The sequence below is a fragment of the Parvibaculum sp. genome, from assembly GCF_030651915.1.
Classification (GTDB): domain Bacteria; phylum Pseudomonadota; class Alphaproteobacteria; order Parvibaculales; family Parvibaculaceae; genus Parvibaculum.
In genome coordinates, this window is the sequence record NZ_JAUSBV010000010.1 from 38408 (window position 1) to 52063 (window position 13656).

Annotated in this window: 12 protein-coding genes; 6 read left to right on the forward strand and 6 right to left on the reverse strand. The window is 61.4% G+C overall.

What is annotated here, in order from left to right:
• Positions 1–2: 2 nt before the first annotated feature.
• Complete coding sequence (locus tag Q7V31_RS14130) at positions 3–437, forward strand: DUF1489 family protein (RefSeq protein ID WP_304735226.1); 435 nt, start codon at positions 3–5, stop codon at positions 435–437.
• On the opposite strand, the gene panC is transcribed toward Q7V31_RS14130, so the two are convergent.
• The 4 genes from panC to Q7V31_RS14150 are packed head-to-tail and all read right to left on the reverse strand — an operon-like array spanning position 434 to position 5235.
• Positions 434–1300 carry a pantoate--beta-alanine ligase gene (panC, locus tag Q7V31_RS14135; protein ID WP_304735227.1) on the reverse strand — a complete coding sequence of 289 codons (867 nt, stop codon included), beginning with the start codon at positions 1298–1300 and terminating at the stop codon, positions 434–436. The two genes, Q7V31_RS14130 and panC, sit on opposite strands and share 4 nt — an antisense overlap.
• Before the next feature lies 1 nt (position 1301).
• Positions 1302–2480, reverse strand: a complete 1179-nt coding sequence (locus Q7V31_RS14140) for an iron-containing alcohol dehydrogenase (RefSeq protein ID WP_304735228.1) — start codon at positions 2478–2480, stop codon at positions 1302–1304.
• A complete protein-coding gene (locus Q7V31_RS14145) occupies positions 2477–3871 on the reverse strand; it encodes an aldehyde dehydrogenase family protein (protein WP_304735229.1) in 1395 nt (464 codons plus the stop codon). The genes Q7V31_RS14140 and Q7V31_RS14145 overlap by 4 nt, the downstream gene beginning before the upstream one ends.
• A complete protein-coding gene (locus tag Q7V31_RS14150) occupies positions 3868–5235 on the reverse strand; it encodes a glutamine synthetase family protein (protein ID WP_304735230.1) in 1368 nt (455 codons plus the stop codon). The genes Q7V31_RS14145 and Q7V31_RS14150 overlap by 4 nt, the downstream gene beginning before the upstream one ends.
• A 216-nt stretch (positions 5236–5451) precedes the next feature.
• Between Q7V31_RS14150 and Q7V31_RS14155 the strand changes: the two genes are divergently transcribed.
• Positions 5452–6297, forward strand: coding sequence for a division plane positioning ATPase MipZ (locus Q7V31_RS14155; protein WP_304735231.1), 846 nt, complete (start codon positions 5452–5454; stop codon positions 6295–6297).
• On the opposite strand, the gene Q7V31_RS14160 is transcribed toward Q7V31_RS14155, so the two are convergent.
• A complete protein-coding gene (locus tag Q7V31_RS14160; RefSeq protein ID WP_304735232.1) occupies positions 6294–7847 on the reverse strand; it encodes a D-alanyl-D-alanine carboxypeptidase in 1554 nt (517 codons plus the stop codon). The two genes, Q7V31_RS14155 and Q7V31_RS14160, sit on opposite strands and share 4 nt — an antisense overlap.
• A gap of 347 nt (positions 7848–8194) precedes the next feature.
• Between Q7V31_RS14160 and Q7V31_RS14165 the strand changes: the two genes are divergently transcribed.
• The 4 genes from Q7V31_RS14165 (at position 8195) to Q7V31_RS14180 (ending at position 11979) form a co-directional block, all read left to right on the forward strand.
• Positions 8195–8587: a DUF1499 domain-containing protein gene (locus tag Q7V31_RS14165; protein WP_304735233.1), complete on the forward strand. Its 393-nt coding sequence runs from the start codon at positions 8195–8197 to the stop codon at positions 8585–8587.
• Positions 8588–8728: 141 nt separating this feature from the next.
• Positions 8729–9061 (forward strand): ATP-dependent Clp protease adapter ClpS, encoded by a 333-nt coding sequence (gene clpS, locus Q7V31_RS14170; RefSeq protein ID WP_304735234.1) that lies wholly within the window; start codon positions 8729–8731, stop codon positions 9059–9061.
• 39 nt (positions 9062–9100) lie between these two features.
• The gene (clpA, locus tag Q7V31_RS14175) at positions 9101–11491 is read left to right on the forward strand and encodes an ATP-dependent Clp protease ATP-binding subunit ClpA (RefSeq protein WP_304735235.1); all 2391 of its coding nucleotides are present in this window, start codon (positions 9101–9103) and stop codon (positions 11489–11491) included.
• A 119-nt stretch (positions 11492–11610) separates the two neighbouring features.
• On the forward strand, positions 11611–11979 hold the full coding sequence (locus Q7V31_RS14180; RefSeq protein WP_304735236.1) for a VOC family protein: 369 nt from the start codon (positions 11611–11613) through the stop codon (positions 11977–11979).
• Between the two features lie 62 nt (positions 11980–12041).
• Here the strand turns inward: Q7V31_RS14180 and Q7V31_RS14185 are convergent, their stop codons facing one another.
• A complete protein-coding gene (locus Q7V31_RS14185; RefSeq protein ID WP_304735238.1) occupies positions 12042–13652 on the reverse strand; it encodes an SMP-30/gluconolactonase/LRE family protein in 1611 nt (536 codons plus the stop codon).
• Between the last annotated feature and the right edge of the window lie 4 nt (positions 13653–13656).

A 13656-nucleotide genomic window follows, 5' to 3' on the forward strand; every position in this document is an offset into this window, starting at 1 on the left:
CAATGCCTCTTCACCTGATCAAGCTTTGCGTTGGCGCCGAAGATATTGCGGATCTGGCGACATGGCAGGCGGCGCGGCTCGCCGAAATGAAAAAGCGTCGGCAGCCGCAGAAGCTCGTTCACGTGACGCGCATGACGCCGAAGCGCGCCGACGAGATTCTGGCCGGCGGCTCGCTTTACTGGGTGATGAAGGGTGTCATTCGCTGTCGCCAGCGTCTGATCGGCATCGAGCCTTTCAAGGACGGAGAGGGCGTCGGTCGCTGCCGTCTTGTGCTCGACAAGGAGATCGTCACGACGCGGCGCCAGGATCGCCGGCCCTTTCAGGGCTGGCGCTATTTCGAGGCGAAGGACGCGCCGCCCGACGTGAAGAAGGGCGATCCCGGCGAGGACATGCCGGACGAGATGCGGCGCGAACTGGAAGAGCTCGGGCTGATCTAGACCGGCATGTTGTCGATCAGGCGCGTCCTTCCGATTTTCGCCGCGACCAGAATGCGTGCGGGGCTTGTCGGACGGTCGTCTGGAAAAGCGGCCAGCGAGGCGGCGTCGCGGATTTCGAGATAGTCGAGTTTGTCGAAGCCGAGAGCGAGGATTTTTTCAGCGCCGTCTCTTGTTGCATCGGAAATAATCCTGCCGCTGGAGACGCTTGCGGCGGTTTCCTTGAGGATAACATTGAGCTTTCCCGCCGCCTTGCGTTCGGCGGGCGTCAGATAGACGTTGCGCGACGACATGGCGAGACCGTCGGCTTCGCGCATGATCGGGCCGCCCAGAATTTCGACCGGGATGTCGAGATCGGCAACCATGCGGCGGATGACCATCAGCTGCTGCCAGTCCTTTTCACCGAAGATTGCGATGTCGGGCATGGCGCGCAGGATCAGCTTGGCGACCACTGTCGCAACGCCGGCGAAATGCGTCGGGCGGAACTGTCCCTCAAGCGGTTCGGTGACACCGGTCAGCGAGATCGTCGTCGAAAAGCCTTCGGGGTACATATCGGCGGCATCCGGCGCGAAAATCAGGTCGGCCTTGCCTTCGAGCTTGGCGGCGTCGGCGGCCTCGGTGCGGGGATAGGCCGAGAAGTCCTCATGCGGGGCAAACTGCGTCGGGTTGACGAAGATCGAGACGACAACGCGATCGGCTTTTGTCCGCACCAGATCGACAAGGGAAAGATGCCCCTCGTGCAGCGCGCCCATCGTCGGCACCAGCGCAACGGTGCTGCCCTCGGCGCGCCATGCGGCAACAGCCGCGCGGAGGTCTGCGGTGTTGCGGGCGACGGGGACTTTGTGGCTCGTGGTGTCGAGCGACATGTCAGGCGAGCTTGCCTTCGATCGCCCGCGCGAACAGGTCTTCATAGACCGGCACGCTCATCGGCAGCGGGTTGCCGCCGGTGCAGGGGTCTTCGAGCGCCATCGCTGCCAATTGCGGGATGATGCCGCTATCGACGCCGATCTCGCTCAGCGTGTTCGGGATACCGATCTCCTCGCGCAGCGCCAGAACCCAGTCGACGAAGCCATTGAAACTACGGTCCTTTAGCGCCAGGTAGTTGGCCGCCGCGACGATCTTTTCTTCAATAGCTTTGCGGTTGTGCAGCAAGACATAGGGCATCACCACGGCGTTGGTGAGACCATGATGCGTGCCCCGCAGCGACGAGCAGGGATGGCTCATCGCATGCATCGAACCGAGACCTTTCTGGAAGGCCGTCGCACCCATCGACGATGCGGCGAGCATGAACGAGCGCGCCTCGATATTGCTGCCGCGCTTTACCGCTTCCGGCAGCCATTCCTTGCAAAGCCGCATGCCTTCAAGCGAAATGCCTTGCGCCAGCGGATGCCAGAAGGGCGCGCAATAGGCTTCGAGATTGTGGGAGAGCGCGTCCATGCCTGTGGCCGCGGTGATGCTCGGCGGCAGGCCGACGGTCAATTCCGGATCGCAGATCACGTCGACCGGCATCATCTTCGGATGAAAGATGATTTTCTTGGTGTGGTCGCTCTCGTCGGTGATGACAGCGGCGCGGCCGACTTCGGAGCCGGTGCCGGCGGTCGTCGGCACCGCGATGACCGGCGCAATGCCGTTGGGGTCGGCACGTGTCCACCAGTCCTCGCGATCCTCATAATCCCACATCGGCCGCGTCTGGCCCGACATGAAGGCGACCGCCTTGCCGGCGTCCATGGCGCTGCCGCCACCGAAAACGATGACGCCGTCATGCTTGCCGCGCTGGAATGCCTTGAGGCCCGCGTCCACGTCCGCGCTCACGGGGTTGGGATGAACATCGGCGAAAAGCGCGGCGGCGAGGCCGTTCTTTTCCAGGAGCGCCAAGGCTTCGGCGATCATCGGCAAGGGCTTGAGGCCGGGATCGGTGACCAGCAGCGGCCGTTCGATACCGGCTGTGCCGCAGGCCTCGGCCAATTCCTTGATGCGCCCGGCGCCGAAGCGCATTTTGGTGGGGAAGTTCCAGTTGCCGGTGAGGCTTGGATAGGTATCGATCATTTTGTTTGCGTTCTCAGGTGATAGCTCTTGGGCCGCGTCAGGCTTTCATAGCCGACGGGCGACAGCGTGGCGCCCCGGCCCGTATTCTTGACGCCGGTCCATGCGAGTGCGGGATCGAGATAGTCGCAGCGATTGAGAAAGAAGGTGCCGGTTTCGAGGCGTTCGCCAAGCTTTTCTCCGGTTTCGGTATCTTCCGTCCAGACGGAGGCGGTCAATCCGTAGGGGCTGTCGTTCATCAGTGCGATAGCCTCGTCGTCCGACGCGACTTTCATGATGCCGATCACGGGGCCGAAGGTTTCCTCGCGCATCACTTCCATCTGGTGGTTGACGTCCACCAGTACTTCGGGGCCGAGATAGGGCGAACCGGGCCGTGAAGCCGGGAAATGTGCCTCGCCGATCAATGCCTTTGCGCCGCCGCGGACGGCCTGGGCGATCTGACCGCGTACAAAGGTTGCGGCGGAGGTGCGGACCATCGGGCCAATCGTCGTTTCCGGGTCGAGCGGGTCGCCGAGCCTGTACTTCTTCGTCAGGTCGACGAAACCTTCAACGAAATCGTCATAGACGTCGGCATGGACGTAAAGCCGTTCCTTGCCGCAGCAGGACTGCCCGGAGTTGAAATAGGCGCCGTCGACCAGATTTTCGACCGCGAAGGGCAGGTTGGCGTCGGCGCGGACATAGGCCGGATCCTTGCCACCAAGTTCGAGGCCGATGCCGATGAAACGGTTGACTGCTGCCTTCACAACCGCGCGGCCGCCGGCCACCGAGCCGGTGAATTGCACGAAATCGACGCGTGGGTCGCCGATCGTTTTCTCGGTCATTTCGTGGCTCATATGGACCGCCTGGAAGAGACCGTCTGGCGCCCCTGCCTTTTCAAAAGCCATGGCAAAACGCTCGGCGCAAAGCGGCGTCTGGCCGGAATGCTTCAAGATGATTGCATTGCCGGCCATGATTGCCGGGACGACCGAATTGACGGCGATCAGATAGGGGTAGTTCCAGGCGGCGATGGCGAGCACGGTGCCGACCGGCTCGCGGCGCACCCAGCGGCGGAAGCCCTCTTTCGGTCCCGCGTCGATGTCGGCCAGTGTCTCGGGCGCAATGCCGATCATGTAGCGCGCTCGTTCCTCGAAGCCGCGCAGTTCGCCGGCTCCATAGGCGACGGGACGACCCATCTGCCACGCAAGTTCCGGCACGATTCCGTCTTTCATCGCGACAAAGGCTTCGATGAAACGGGTGCAGAGAGCGGCGCGTTCGGCGAGGGGAACGAGTTTCCATGCGGCTTGTGCGGCGCGTGCAGCGTTCAACGCGCCGTCGACCTCTTCCCACGAGGCGAGGGGCCGTTCGGCATAAACACTGCCGTCAACAGGGGAAATGACCTTCAATATGGCACTCATCCGCGTTCGAAGCCTCTCTTCAATTCCCAATCGGTGACCCGGCGGTCATATTCGAACTGCTCCCAGCGACCGGTGTGGAGATAGTGTTCCACCACGTCATTGCCCAGAGCGGCGCGGAGCGTATCCGACTTTTCCAGTTCGGTCAGGGCGTCACGCAGGTTCTTTGCCAGTGACGGAATGCCGCTGCTGACATAGGCGTCGCCTGAAAACTCGGGCTCAAGAACCATCTTGTTCTCGACGCCGTCAAGACCGGCGGCCAGAAGTGCGGCATAGGCCAGATAGGGGTTCAGGTCGGCACCGCCAATACGGCATTCGATGCGCAGGCTCTTGCCCTGGCCGCACATGCGGAAGCCGGCCGTCCGGTTGTCGTTGGACCAGACGATGTTGGTGGGGGCGAAGGAGCCGTTGACGAAGCGCTTGTAGGAATTGACCTGCGGCGCAAGGAAATAGGTCAGTTCGCGCGCGTGCCGAAGCTGACCCGCCAGGAATTGCTGACACAGTTCCGACATGCCGTGGGGCTTGGCGTTCTTGTCGAAAAAGTGCGCCTCCTTGGCCTTTTCGTCCCAGAGCGACATGTGGATATGGCAGGACGAGCCTGCCTGCTCGTAGTTCCACTTGGCCATGAAAGTTATCGCCTTGCCGTGCAGCCAGGCGATTTCCTTGATGCCGTTCTTGAGGATGGTATGCCGGTCGGCCATTTCGAGCGCCTCGGCATAGCGGATGTTGATTTCCTCCTGACCGGGCCCCCACTCGCCCTTCGAATTCTCGACCGGGATACCGGCGCCTTCCAGCCCGTTGCGGATGGCGCGCATGATGCCTTCCTCTTTCGAGGTGGCGAGCACGTGATAGTCCTCGATATACCAATTGGCGGTTTTCAAGCCTTGGTAGCGCTTCTCATGCGCCGCCTCGTAAGTGTCATCGAACAGGTAGAATTCGAGTTCCGACGCGGTGAAGGCTTTCATCTTCATCGCCGCGATGCGCTTCAGTTGCTTTTTCAGAATGGCGCGCGGTGCATGGGGCACGTCTTCGCCGTGATGATCGAGCGTATCGCAAAGTACGAGGGCGGTTGCCGGAAGCCAGGGAATACGGCGCAATGTCGCGAGGTCCGGCTTCAACACGAAGTCGCCATAGCCCTGCGCCCAGCTCGCGGCCTTGTAGCCGGGGACCGGCTCCATGTCGGTGTCGACGGTCAGCAGATAGTTGCAGGCATGGGTTTCATGTACCGCCGTGTCGAGGAAATATCCGGCGGCCATGCGCTTACCGACCAGGCGACCCTGCATGTCCGGCATCGCCATGACCACAGTGTCGATTTCGCCGGCGGCGACGAGGTCGGAAAGCTGGTCGAGAGTAAGCATGCCATTCATTCGGAAGGACTCCTCGGGATTGCCACGTCAGGGGGAACGGCGGAAATGTCGAATTCGTGTGGGCCGCCGGCCGCGCGGGCCGAGTGTAGCCGGTCGGACGGGGGGGACTGCAAGAGTGGTGCGCAGGGGCTGCCGCCGCGCGGGGCCAGTTGACGCTCATGGCCGCACTACCCAAACTCCGCTCGCGATTCGGACGGCGGGATTTCTGGGGGATATATGACTGAATCCGGGGACGGGCGGCGGCCCGCCCATGTGGTCGTTCTGGGCAATGAAAAGGGCGGGTCGGGCAAGACCACGACCGCCATGCATCTGATTGCCTTGCTTTTACATGAGGGCATGCGCGTCGGATCGGTCGATCTCGACGGGCGCCAGCGGTCGCTGACGCGCTATGTGGAGAACCGCAAGGCTTGGGCCGATGCTGCCGGGGTCAAGCTTGTGATGCCGGACCATGCCGTCATCGCCCGCTCGACGCTTGGCACCGTCAGCGAAGCCAATGCGGCGGATGAACTGGCGCTTGATGCCGTCATGACGCGGCTTGAGGCCGAAAACGACTTCATCGTTATCGATTGCCCGGGCAGCGACAACCATTTGTCGCGGCTTGGGCATGCGCGCGCGGATACGCTGGTGACGCCGATGAATGACAGTTTCGTCGACTTCGATCTGCTCGGCCGGGTCGATCCGCAAACCTACCGCATCAAGGGTCCAAGCGTTTACAGCGAGATGGTTTGGGAAAGCCGGAAGCGCCGTGCCATGCGCGATGGCGGCGAGATCGACTGGGTGGTTATCCGGAACCGGCTTTCGCATCTCGATGCCAAGAACAAGCGGCGTGTCGAGGCGGTGCTCGGTGCGCTGGCGGACCGGATCGGTTTTCGCACAGGGCCGGGCTTTGGCGAACGCGTGATCTTCCGCGAGATGTTTCCCTCGGGACTGACGTTGCTCGATCTTCGGGAAGAGGGGGTCGACGCCCAGATGTCGATGTCGCATGTGGCGGCGCGGGCCGAAGTCCGGGCATTGATCGATGCGCTGGTGTTGCCGGTCGAGGAACGGCGCGCTTCCGCCTAGCCGCGGCTCTCGGCCTTGGCCGTCTGCGGCATGGCCCAATTTGCGGGCGGAATGGCAATGCAGGGAATGCTCTGGCGCGCGAGACGGCCGCAGGCGGTCTTTGCCAGGGTTTCGTTGTCGAAGCCGCCGAAGCGCGAACGATAAAGCGTTCTGTTGTCGGCGGTCTTGACCGGAATGGTGACGGGCACGGCTGTGCCGAGTTCGCCCGGCGCGGCGCGCAGTGCCTTGCGGATACTGCCGACGGCATCAGCCTGGTCGGCATAGGCGCCGATCTGGATGATCCATGTGCCCTCGGGAATAAGGGGGTCGCCTTCGCGCCATGACTGTCGTGCGGCAGGTGCTGTGCGTGCGGGGTCGTCAAGGGCTGCTTCGCGTATCAGCGGGCTGGCCGGGGCGTCCGGGCTGATACTCGCATTGGCCGGGGCAACAAGGAAGTTGCCGATTTCGCGTCCCGCCTGACGACCTGCGTCCTCGGCTGTGCGCAAGGCGGCCATTGTATAAGCGGTCACGTTGTCCACGGGCGCCGACGGCTTTTTCGTCGCGGCAACAGGTTCAGACAGGGTGGCCAGGACGACCGGCGCGGCCGTCGTCGTGCCGCTGGCGTCACCCTCGGCATAACCCGCCGTGTCGGCGCCATCGTCGATCATGGCCGCAAGCTGCGCCAATGCGGCGCGGTCTTCGGCGGGAGCGACTGTGAACTGGGTCTCAGGCCTCACAACCGGAACGGGCGGCGGCGCGGCTGCGAATTGTGTCCGGCTTGTCTTCATCGCGACGGCTTGCGGGAGGGCGCGGTCCAGAATCTCGATCATGTGCTGGTCGCGCGATTTGGCCTTTTCGCCTCCGATAACAACGCCAATCAGGAATTTATCGTCGCGCTCGACTGTGGCTGTCAGATTGAAGCCGGATGCGTTGGTGTAACCGGTCTTGAGGCCTGTTGTGCCGCGATATTCGCCGAGCAGGCGGTTGTGATTGCGGATGTTGGCCTTGCCCCAAACGAACTGTTCGGTGCTGAAATAGTGATAATATTGCGGGAAATCGCGATGGATGCGTTGCGCCAGCGTGGCCTGGTCCCGGGCGGTCGTCTTTTGCGCACTGTTCGGGAGGCCCGAGGCATTCTTGTAGGTCGTACGGGTCATTCCGAGATCGCGCGCCTTCTTGGTCATGGCGTTGGCGAAATTTGCTTCGGAGCCGGAGATAAAGGCACCGGTCGCCGAAGCAACGTCATTGGCGGAGCGGGTGACGAGGGCGAGGATCGCGTCCTCGACGCGGATCGTTTGACCCGGACGAAGGCCGAGTTTCGATGGCGGCTGGTTGGCGCCGCGCTGGGTCATCGTGATCCGGGTATCGAGCGTGATTTCGCGCTTTTCGAGCTTCTCGAAGAGGAGATAGAGCGTCATCACCTTGGTCAGGGAGGCCGGATAACGGAGTTCGTCGGCGTTCCGGGAATAGAGAACCTTGCCGGTGTGGGCGTCCATGACGAGGGCGGCGGTTTGCGGCTTTGCCGCATGGGCGGGGAGGGCGGTGACGGCCATCATCAGGACGGCTGCCATTATGGCGGCTACCCCCCTGAATCCATGAGAGATGCGCACGATACTCACAAGCGCAGACCCCGACATATCCTGAAGACCCCTCTTGCTGACACGTCCGGCCAAAGCCTCAAACGCGCCATCCCGAATATTCGCCCACGCGAACTGTAGCGCCGGAACCAGAGTTTGCGAAGGCCCTTTGACCCGAAAACGACAAAAAACCGTATATTTTCCCGATGCTTGAGCCGATCAGGTCAAGATTAAGCCGTAGGTGTTACAGTTTGGTTAACGACGTTAAGGGCGCGTTAACAGGCTGGCCGATGGCGCCAGAATCGACGTATCCAAGTAAACGGGGCATTGGGCGAGGCAAAATGGATTTTCAGACGCTGAGACTGACGGCCAAGCCGAACCAATATCTCGTTGCCCCTGCCGGCTTCTGCGCGCAGGCTGAACCCCATCGCATTGCTCCCGATTTTGGTCTCGAACCGGCGGCGCTCAGGCGCCGATTTCGCGACCTGGCGCTTGCGCAGCCCCGGGTCGTCCAGGTCGACGCGGATGATGGGCGCTTGTTGGACACCTATGTGCAGCGAAGCGCGCTTCTTGGCTTTCCGGACACCATTTCGGCCCAGTTTTTGGCCGCCGGGGCCGCAAGGTCAAGCATCGCGATCTACAGTCGCTCGCGTTACGGCTATTCGGATTTAGGTGTCAACAAGGCACGGATCGATGCCTGGTTGCGGGATCTCGCTGCCACATGCCCGGTTTGATTGGGTTGGGCTTTGAAATTCGATATGTTCGACTATGTAATAGAGGGTGTTGTTGTCAGCCGGGACGGCCGTTGCCCTGCAATAATGCTCGTCGGCACCTGTCCGGCCGGGACGGACGCGATGAATTGGCAGGAACGGGGAATGTCGGACGACAAGCGGCGCGGCGGTGAAGATGGTGGCGCAGGCACCGGCGTCATCACCAAGACGAAACCGAAGACGAAGAAGCCCTCGCTCTACAAGGTTCTGCTCCTCAACGACGACTACACACCGATGGAGTTCGTCGTTCATGTACTGGAGCGGTTCTTTAGCAAGGGGAGGGACGAAGCGACGGTCATCATGCTCCATGTGCATCAGCATGGTGTCGGCATCTGCGGTCTCTATACCTATGAGGTGGCGGAGACCAAGGTGACGCAGGTGATGGATTTCGCGCAGCAGCATCAGCATCCGCTGCAGTGCACGATGGAGCGAGAATAGCGCGTTCAGGCTGTAGCCCAGCAGAAGGGAAGGTTCGGAGTGCCGACGTTTTCACGCAGTCTCGAGGAGGGGCTTCACCGCGCGCTGGCGCTCGCCAATGAACGCAACCACGAGTACGCGACACTTGAACATCTGCTGCTGTCGCTGGTCGATGACCAGGACGCAGCGGCCGTCATGCGGGCCTGCAATGTCGACATGGAGTTGCTGCGTCACCAGTTGACCAATTATGTCGACAACGAACTTTCAAGCCTTGTTGTCGACGACGGACAGGAATCGAAGCCGACGGCCGGCTTTCAACGCGTGATCCAGCGTGCCGTCATCCATGTTCAATCGTCGGGACGTGAGGAGGTGACAGGCGCGAATGTGCTTGTTGCGATGTTTGCCGAGCGCGAGAGTCATGCCGCCTATTTCCTGCAGGAGCAGGACATGACGCGTTACGACGCCGTCAATTACATCAGCCACGGGATTGCCAAGCGAGCGGACATGACCGAGGCGCGGCCGGTGCGCGGTGCGCAGGAAGAACCGGAAGCGAATGAGCGTGGCCGCAAGGAGCGCACGACCGAGGCGCTCGACAATTACTGCGTCAATCTCAATGAGAAGGCCAAACAGGGCAAAATCGATCCGCTGATTGGGCGCACGCGCGAGGTTGAGCGCACAATCCAGATTCTTTGCCGCCGTTCCAAGAACAATCCGTTGTTCGTCGGTGATCCCGGCGTCGGCAAAACGGCGATTGCCGAAGGTCTGGCGCGACGGATCGTAAAGGGCGAAGTGCCCGACGTGTTGCGGAATGCCACGATCTTCTCGCTCGACATGGGGACGTTGCTGGCAGGCACACGCTATCGTGGCGATTTCGAAGAGCGCATCAAGGCGGTCATCAAGGAGATCGAAGCCTATCCTGGCGCGATCATGTTCATCGATGAAATCCACACGGTGATCGGCGCCGGGGCGACCAGCGGCGGCGCGATGGATGCGTCCAACCTGTTGAAGCCGGCGCTTGCCAGCGGCAATGTGCGGTGCATCGGGTCGACGACCTACAAGGAATACCGGCAGCATTTCGAGAAGGACCGGGCGCTGGTGCGGCGCTTTCAGAAGATCGATGTGGCTGAACCATCCGTGCCTGACACGATCAAGATACTGAAGGGGCTCAAGCCCTATTTTGAGGACTTTCACAAGGTTCGGTATACCAACGACGCTGTGAAAGCGGCTGTGGATTTGTCGGCGAAGTACATGCATGACCGGAAGCTACCGGACAAGGCGATCGACGTGATTGACGAAGCCGGCGCGTCGCAAATGCTGCTGCCGGAGTCGCGGCGCAAGAAGACAATCGGCGTCGCGGAGATCGAGGCTGTGGTGGCGACGATGGCGCGCATTCCGCCGAAGTCGGTGTCAAAGAGCGATACGGAGAAGCTGAAAGACCTCGATACCGAGCTGAAGCGCGTCGTATTCGGGCAGGACGCCGCGATCGAAGCATTGGCGGCATCGATCAAGCTGGCCCGGGCCGGACTGCGTGAAGCGGAAAAGCCCATCGGTTGCTATCTGTTCTCCGGCCCGACCGGGGTTGGCAAAACAGAGGTTGCACGGCAGCTCGCGTCCGTGCTCGGCGTCGAGATGCTGCGCTTCGATATGTCCGAATATATGGAGCGGCATACGGTGTCGCGTCTGATCGGTGCGCCGCCTGGATATGTCGGCTTCGATCAGGGCGGCCTTCTGACCGATGGTGTCGATCAGCACCCCCATTGTGTGCTTCTGCTCGATGAAATCGAAAAAGCACATCCCGATCTCTTCAACATTCTTCTGCAGGTTATGGATCACGGGAAGCTCACGGATCACAACGGCAAGAAGATCGATTTCCGGAATGTCGTTCTCATCATGACGACCAATGCAGGCGCTGCCGATATGGCGAGAACGCCGATCGGATTTGCGCGTACAAAACGCACAGGCGACGACGAAGATGCCATCAAGCGGTTGTTCACGCCGGAATTCCGCAATCGTCTCGACGCCACCATACCTTTCGGCCATCTGCCGGAAGATGTGATCTCGCGGGTGGTCGAGAAATTTGTGCTGCAACTCGAGGCGCAACTGGCGGATCGCAACGTGACAATCGAACTGACGCCGGATGCCAACAAGTGGTTGGCAACGCGCGGCTACGACGAGCAGATGGGCGCGCGTCCGCTCGCGCGCGTCATTCAGGAACACATCAAGAAGCCTTTGGCCGACGAGGTGTTGTTCGGGCGACTCGTGAAGGGTGGGCATGTCCGCGTTGCGGTCAAGGACGATGCTCTCGACTTCGATATCGAAGCAGCACCGCCGCGCAGTTCGGGGCATTCCGGAAATGAAGGGCCAAAGAAGCCCCGCGTCAGGAAACCGAAAGACCGGCCGGACGATGGTTCGGGCGGTAGCGTGCCCAAAGTGCCTTTGCTAGCGGAATAGCGGTATCGGGTTTTACCCGATGCCAGTGAATTGAAGACGGCCATGAGGCATGCGTGCTTTGTGGCCGTTTTCGATGCAAACGACCAAGAGAAACGTCCAACCCCAGGGAGATTGAAGAGATGATCGGTTACGTAATGGTGGGAACCAACGACCTCGACAAGGCAACGAAGTTTTATGATGAGCTGCTCGGTGAAATTGGGGCCAAGCGTGCGATGTCGGATCCGGGCCGGTTCGTCGGCTGGAGCAATGGCGGTCCGATGCTCGCGGTGACGAAGCCGCATGACGGCAACAAGGCGAACTTCGGCAATGGTACGATGGTGGCGTTGGCAGTCGGGTCGCGCGCCAATGTCGACAAGGTTCACGCGAAGGCAATGAGCCTCGGCGGCAAGGACGAGGGCGCGCCGGGTGTGCGCGGCGGTAGTTTCTACGGCGGTTATTTTCGCGATCTGGACGGCAACAAGTTTGTTGCCTTCCATATGGGCGAATAGGGAATCGTCACTCGGCATGAAGGCCGCCGTGTGAACACGGCGGCCTTTTGCGTTTCCGGATGTCAGTTTTTCTTGAGTCGATAGATGGCGACGTCGATGTCGGACGAGTAGTAGATGTCGCCATTGGCTGCGACTGCGACGCCGGTTGGAATGAAGAGGTCGGGGGCACCGTCGGGCGCCTCGAAGCCGATCGGAAGGTTGGACTTCAGAACGGTTGACTTGCCATTCGCAGGATTGATTGCCGAGATGCGTTTTGCGCCAACCTCGGCGACGACGATCCGGCCGTCGGGCGCGATGTCGAAGCCCTCCGGTTCGGCGAGACCTTCGGCGATCACTGTGCGTTCGCCGGTATCTGTGTTGATGAGCGAAATGCGCCCGCCCGTTCTCTCGCCGACATAGACGGAGCCGTCGAGTCCGAGCTTCATCATGGCCGGCCCGGAGAGGCCCGTGGCGAGGTCGGTGCGGCTGGACCAGTCCGCAGCGTCGACGCGAACAATCGCGCCGCGCGTATATTCGGTGACCAGAACGCTGCCGTCCGAGAGCACCAATGCCTCTGCCGGTGTTGTGAAGCCATGATGGAGGCCAAGCGAAGCGCCTGTTTCTTCGTCGAACAGCTGCACTGCACCTGCTGTCAGCGCGGCAAACGCGATGCGTCCATTGGCAACTGAAACGCTCAGCGGGTAGTCGATGTCGGAGGCAAAGACACGCCCAAGCTCCGTCACTTCGCCCGAGGCCGGATCGACCATGCGCGCGGCAAAAAGATCGGCCACATAGAGGGCGCCGGCATCTGACATTTCAATGTCCCCGGCGACGGCCAGAGCGCCGGAGACAATTGTCCGTGTTTCGCCAGTGTCCGTATCGATGGCAATGACGGCGTTGTCCGCCATATTGGTGATGTAGAGATTGTCTTCGGCGTCGAGCGCCAGGTTATCGATTGCCGGCGCGACCTCCGCGATCAGTGTCTTCTCGCCGCTTGCCACGTCGATGCGATAGACATGACCGGCAGCTGTATCGACTGCGTAGAGATTTCCTTTTGAATCGAAGTTCACAGCCGCGGGGACGTTGAAGCCAGTGGCAACGATCTCGATCGTGGCCGCCTCGACATCGACACGAACGACCTGCTTCTTGAACCAGAGTGGCCCGTAAAGCTTGCCGTCGGGACCGAAGTCGAAGCCGTTGAGTCCGCCCATGCCTTCCATGATCTTGCGCGGCGGGTTTGTGCCGGAGGGATCGAGTTCGTAGAGCGCGTCGCCCAGGAAAACCTGCGTTGCGAACAGGCGGCCGTCATCGGTCCAGGCCAGCGAATTCATGCCAGGCAGGCCTTCGGCCAGCGTCAAAAGGCGACCGTCCGGTTTGCGGGCGTAGACCTTGCCATCGAGGAAAGCCGTCCAGGCGATGGTGCCGTCCGGTCCTTGTTCGACATCGTCGGCCATGCCTTCGGGTGGCCCCTCGGCGATGCTGGTCTCGCCTGTGTCGCGGTTCACCTCATAAAGCGCGCGGCCGACGACGCTGCCGGCAAGCAATCGTCCATCGGAGGTAAATGTCAGCCCGTGGATGCCGTGGAACGGCGAGGGCGCGACGACGGTCTCTTGCGTGTAGCTCTCGCTTTCCGAGCAAGCCGTCGCCAACGAAAATGCGACGGCCAGCGCCGCCGCTGTGCGGACGATCTTCATTGAT

Bases quoted from the DNA above. Each gene is read 5' to 3' on its own strand.
- Q7V31_RS14165 (WP_304735233.1), top strand. From the start codon at position 8,195: ATGGATTTTCAGACGCTGAGACTGACGGCCAAGCCGAACCAATATCTC.
- Q7V31_RS14185 (WP_304735238.1), bottom strand. From the start codon at position 13,652: ATGAAGATCGTCCGCACAGCGGCGGCGCTGGCCGTCGCATTTTCGTTG.
- Q7V31_RS14160 (WP_304735232.1), bottom strand. From the start codon at position 7,847: ATGGCAGCCGTCCTGATGATGGCCGTCACCGCCCTCCCCGCCCATGCG.
- Q7V31_RS14150 (WP_304735230.1), bottom strand. From the start codon at position 5,235: ATGAATGGCATGCTTACTCTCGACCAGCTTTCCGACCTCGTCGCCGCC.
- clpS (WP_304735234.1), top strand. From the start codon at position 8,729: ATGTCGGACGACAAGCGGCGCGGCGGTGAAGATGGTGGCGCAGGCACC.
- Q7V31_RS14145 (WP_304735229.1), bottom strand. From the start codon at position 3,871: ATGAGTGCCATATTGAAGGTCATTTCCCCTGTTGACGGCAGTGTTTAT.
- Q7V31_RS14130 (WP_304735226.1), top strand. From the start codon at position 3: ATGCCTCTTCACCTGATCAAGCTTTGCGTTGGCGCCGAAGATATTGCG.
- panC (WP_304735227.1), bottom strand. From the start codon at position 1,300: ATGTCGCTCGACACCACGAGCCACAAAGTCCCCGTCGCCCGCAACACC.
- Q7V31_RS14180 (WP_304735236.1), top strand. From the start codon at position 11,611: ATGATCGGTTACGTAATGGTGGGAACCAACGACCTCGACAAGGCAACG.
- Q7V31_RS14140 (WP_304735228.1), bottom strand. From the start codon at position 2,480: ATGATCGATACCTATCCAAGCCTCACCGGCAACTGGAACTTCCCCACC.
- Q7V31_RS14155 (WP_304735231.1), top strand. From the start codon at position 5,452: ATGACTGAATCCGGGGACGGGCGGCGGCCCGCCCATGTGGTCGTTCTG.